Here is a 4,371-nt window from a genome sequence, read left to right as displayed (position 1 = left end):
CGTCGCCCCCCCCCCCCCCCACCGCTCGCCTGACGCGAGAGAAATCATGACATCAGCGGCTTCGCTCGGTGTGACCCTGTTGGCCGAGGGGTCCATCGATTTCAACGTCTCCGGGGTGATCGACCAGTTCTGGCGATTGACCGTGGACGGTCTCACCTACGGGTCGATCTACGCGTTGGTCGCGGTCGGCTACACGCTGGTCTACGGCGTCCTGAGACTGATCAACTTCGCCCATTCCGAGATCTTCATGCTCGGCATGTTCGGCACCTATGTGGGACTGGAGCTGCTCGGCTTCGCCCCCAGCGGCAACGCGTACTCCCAGGGTGTGCTGCTCACGGTGGTCTATCTCGGTCTGGCGATGCTGTTCGGCATGCTGGTCTCGGGCATCGCCGCGGTCGGCCTGGAACGAGTCGCCTACCGGCCGCTGCGCAGGCGCGGAGCCAAACCCCTGGCCTTCCTGATCACCGCGATCGGCATGTCGTTCGTGATCCAGGAGTTCGTCCACTACATCCTGCCCAAGATCAAGCCCGGCCTCGGCGGCTCCAACGCCCAGACCGGCATCCGGCTGGTGGAGCCGAAGGTGCAGTTCACCTTCCTCGGCGCGCAGGTGACCAATGTGGCGCTGGTGATCTTCGCGGCGGCCATCGTGCTCGCCGTCACCACCGAGATCGTCATCAACCGCACCAAGTTCGGCCGCGCCATCCGCGCGGTCGCCCAGGACCCCGACACCGCGACCCTGATGGGTGTCTCGCGCGAGCGGGTCATCGTGCTGACCTTCCTCATCGGCGGCCTGCTCGCCGGCGCGGCCGCGATGCTGTACACCCTCTACATCCCCACCGGCATCATCTTCTCAGGCGGCTTCATCCTCGGTATCAAGGCGTTCAGCGCCGCGGTGCTCGGCGGCATCGGCAACCTGCGCGGCGCGCTGCTGGGTGGCATGATCCTCGGCGTCGCCGAGCAGTACGGACAGATCCTGTTCGGCAACGAATGGCGTGACGTGGTCGCCTTCGTCCTGCTGGTGACGGTGCTGATGTTCCGGCCGACCGGCATCCTCGGCGAGAGCCTGGGGAGGGCGCGCGCATGACCGACATGACGAAAACCCCGGTGAAGAACCAGGATCGACACGGCCTCGGCGACGCGATCCGCGACTGGTGGGACGGGCTCTCGCGGCCGGGCCAGTGGGCCGTCGGCGTGCCGATCATCGCCGTGCTGGCGATCCTGCCGCTGTACCCGCCCCCGCTGATCGACACCCCCGGCGTGAGCTTCGGCGGCGTGATGGCGCAGTTCGCGATGTACGCGCTGATCGCGATCGGCCTGAACGTGGTCGTCGGCCAGGCCGGCCTGCTCGACCTCGGCTATGTCGGCTTCTACGCCGTCGGCGCCTACACGGTCGGCCTGCTGACCAGCCCGAACAGTCCGTGGAACCAGACCGACGGCGGCTGGCTCAATCCCAGCTGGGCGTGGCTGGCCTGCCTGCCGATCGCGGTCGCGCTGACCGCCTTCGCCGGCCTCGTGCTCGGCGCGCCGACACTGCGCCTGCGCGGTGACTACCTGGCGATCGTGACGCTGGGCTTCGGTGAGATCGTGCGCCTGATGGCCGACAACCTCGAGGAACTGACCAACGGCAGCCTCGGCCTGTCCAAGATCGCCTACCCGCAGGTCGGCGAATCCGAAGCGCATCCCGGTGGCTACTTCTCCCCGGGCAACCTCGGTGATCCCGACAGTGCGAATCCGTTGCAGCGGGCCAACAACGGCACCTGGTGGTTCTGGCTCGGCATGGCGCTGGTCGTCGTGGTGCTGCTGGTCATCGGCAACCTCGAGCGCAGCCGCGTCGGCCGCTCCTGGGTCGCCATCCGCGAGGACGAGGACGCCGCCGAGATCATGGGCGTGCCGACCTTCAAGTTCAAGCTGTGGGCCTTCGTGATCGGCGCGTCCGTCGGCGGCCTGTCCGGCGCCATGTACGCCGGTCAGGTCACCTACGTCAACCCCAAGCAGTTCGACATCATCTTGTCGATGCTGTTCCTGTGCGCGGTGGTGCTCGGCGGTTCGGGCAACAAGCTCGGCGTGATCGTCGGCGCGTTCCTGATCGCCTATCTGCCGATGCGGTTGCAGTCGGTGCAGCTGGTGTCGAGCGAGTCGACCGGCTATCTGCTGCTCGGGCTCGACATCGCGCTGCTGGTCGGGCTGTGGCTGCTGTGGCGGTGGCGTCGCGACGCGCTGGGCGTGTGGGTGCGGCGCGGGGTGATCACGGTCTCGATCCTCGCGGTGGTCTTCGGGCTGCTGCTGTTGGGTAGCGTGCTGCTCTACCGCAAGGGCGGCGCGCAGAATCTCGGTGACCTGAAGTACCTCTACTTCGGCATCGCGCTGGTGGTGATGATGATTCTGCGGCCACAGGGTCTGTTCCCGGTGCGGCAGAAACTGCTCACCTACGGCAGACAGGTGTACCAGGCGGTCGTGCGCAAGCCGGCGGCCGAACCGATCGGAGCAGGGCGATGACGGGGCCGGGCGCGGGAGACGCGCTGTACGACAACGAGGACATGTCGGCCGGGTACAAGCCCGCGCCGGAGGTCGAACCGGCGGGCGAGGTCGACGTCACCGCGGTGCTGCCCGCCCTGGGCGACGCGGAAACCGTGGCCGATGTGGTCGCCCCGCACCGCGACATCGAGACCGCGGTGGGCGAACCGCTGCTGCGCACCGACGGGCTGACGGTGAAGTTCGGCGGCCTGACCGCGCTCGACAGCGTCAGCTTCGAGATCCGCCGCGGCGAGATCCTCGGCCTGATCGGCCCCAACGGTGCCGGCAAGACCACCTGCTTCAACGCGATCACCGGCGTCTACAAGCCGGCCGGTGGCAGCGTGCACTTCGACGGGCGGCCGCTGGCCAAGACCAAGCGCAACGAGATCACCCGCCTCGGCATCGCGCGCACGTTCCAGAACGTGCGGCTCTTCGGCGAGATGACGGCGCTGGAGAACGTGGTCGTCGGCACCGACGCCCGGCACAGCACCTCGGTGCCCGGCGCGGTGTTCCGCACGCCCAAGCACCGCCGGGAGGAACGCGACGCGATCGAACGCGGCATGGCCCTGCTCGAGTTCGTCGGCATCGCGCCGCGAGCGGTGGAGAAGGCCCGCAACCTGTCCTACGGTGACCAGCGCAGGCTCGAGATCGCGCGAGCGCTGGCGACCGAGCCCAAGCTGCTGTGCCTGGACGAACCCGCCGCCGGCTTCAACCCCAGCGAGAAGTCGGCGCTGATGGAGCTGATCCGCAAGATCCGCGACGACGGCTACACCGTCCTGCTGATCGAGCACGACATGCGCCTGGTGATGGGCGTGACCGACCGGATCGTGGTGCTCGAGTTCGGGCGCAAGATCGCCGACGGCCTGCCCGCCGAGGTCCGCGAGGACCCGGCCGTGATCGCCGCCTACCTCGGTGTGCCCGACGCGGACACCATCGAGGAGGTCCGGGACGGAGCCGGCGCCGCCGCCGTGGCCGAAGCCGCGCACACCCGGGCACCGGACACCGTGGTGGCGGCGGCGCGGGAGGAACCCGAGGTCGCCGCCGACCAGTCGGTGCCGCTGCTCGAGGTGCGCGACATGGTCGTGAACTACGGCAGAATCGAAGCGCTGCACGGGATCTCGCTGTCGGTCGAACAGGGCGAGCTGGTGACGTTGCTCGGTGCCAACGGCGCCGGCAAGACCACCACCATGCGCGCGCTGTCGGGCCTGCTGCCGCTCACCTCGGGCCGGATTCTGTTCGAGGGCAAGGACATCACCACGATGAAGGCCCACGACCGGGTGGTCCAGGGCCTGATCCAGGCGCCGGAGGGCCGCGGGGTGTTCCCCGGCATGACCGTGGCGGAGAACCTCGACATGGGCTGCTACGGCAGGCCGTTCGAGCAGAAGGCCGAGTACCAGCAGACGCTGGACTGGATCTTCGAGCTGTTCCCGCGGCTGGCCGAGCGGCGCAAGCAGGTCGGTGGCACCCTCTCCGGCGGTGAGCAGCAGATGCTGGCCATCGGCCGCGCCCTGATGGCCCGGCCCAAGCTGCTGCTGCTCGACGAACCGTCGATGGGTCTGGCGCCCATGGTGATCCAGCAGATCTTCAAGATCATCAGCGAGATCAACCGCCAGGGCACCACGGTCCTGCTCGTCGAGCAGAACGCTCAGCAGGCCCTGACCCGCAGCGACCGCGCCTACATCCTGGAAACCGGTGAGGTCACCAAGACCGGTGCGGGCGCGGCGCTGCTCACCGATCCCGCCGTCATGTCCGCCTACCTCGGGCACTGAGTTGCTGGAGCGCTGGCGCGCTCGAGTCGCGGCCTCTCCGTCCCGCCGATCGGGCACCGTTGCTTGCTCCTTCGTCGCCTACGCAACG

3 protein-coding genes and 1 pseudogene are annotated in these 4,371 nt (G+C 68.5%); all 4 read left to right on the top strand.

Annotated features, from left to right (window positions below; genetic code table 11):
• The first annotated feature begins 46 nt into the window (after window positions 1-46).
• The 4 genes and pseudogenes from V8688_RS23690 to V8688_RS23675 all read left to right on the top strand — a co-directional run bounded on the left by V8688_RS23690 (window position 47) and on the right by V8688_RS23675 (window position 4,283).
• The gene (locus V8688_RS23690; RefSeq protein ID WP_218716851.1) at window positions 47-1,084 is read left to right on the top strand and encodes a branched-chain amino acid ABC transporter permease; all 1,038 of its coding nucleotides are present in this window, start codon (window positions 47-49) and stop codon (window positions 1,082-1,084) included.
• Complete coding sequence (locus V8688_RS23685) at window positions 1,081-2,496, top strand: branched-chain amino acid ABC transporter permease (RefSeq protein ID WP_218716850.1); 1,416 nt, start codon at window positions 1,081-1,083, stop codon at window positions 2,494-2,496. Before V8688_RS23690 ends, V8688_RS23685 begins: the two co-directional genes overlap by 4 nt.
• Window positions 2,493-3,425: pseudogene (locus V8688_RS23680) on the top strand (ABC transporter ATP-binding protein); the annotation flags it as partial. The gene V8688_RS23685 and the pseudogene V8688_RS23680, both read left to right, overlap by 4 nt.
• Before the next feature lie 165 nt (window positions 3,426-3,590).
• Window positions 3,591-4,283 carry an ABC transporter ATP-binding protein gene (locus V8688_RS23675; protein ID WP_255587159.1) on the top strand — a complete coding sequence of 231 codons (693 nt, stop codon included), beginning with the start codon at window positions 3,591-3,593 and terminating at the stop codon, window positions 4,281-4,283.
• Window positions 4,284-4,371 lie beyond the last annotated feature (88 nt).

The sequence above is a fragment of the Nocardia sp. No.11 genome, from assembly GCF_038752175.1.
GTDB classification, from domain to species: Bacteria; Actinomycetota; Actinomycetes; order Mycobacteriales; family Mycobacteriaceae; genus Nocardia; species Nocardia canadensis.
The sequence above is the reverse complement of the archived record's forward strand: the minus strand, read 5'-3'. Positions and strand labels throughout refer to the sequence as shown.

Bases quoted from the DNA above. Each gene is read 5' to 3' on its own strand.
- V8688_RS23685 (WP_218716850.1), top strand. From the start codon at position 1,081: ATGACCGACATGACGAAAACCCCGGTGAAGAACCAGGATCGACACGGC.
- V8688_RS23675 (WP_255587159.1), top strand. From the start codon at position 3,591: ATGGTCGTGAACTACGGCAGAATCGAAGCGCTGCACGGGATCTCGCTG.
- V8688_RS23690 (WP_218716851.1), top strand. From the start codon at position 47: ATGACATCAGCGGCTTCGCTCGGTGTGACCCTGTTGGCCGAGGGGTCC.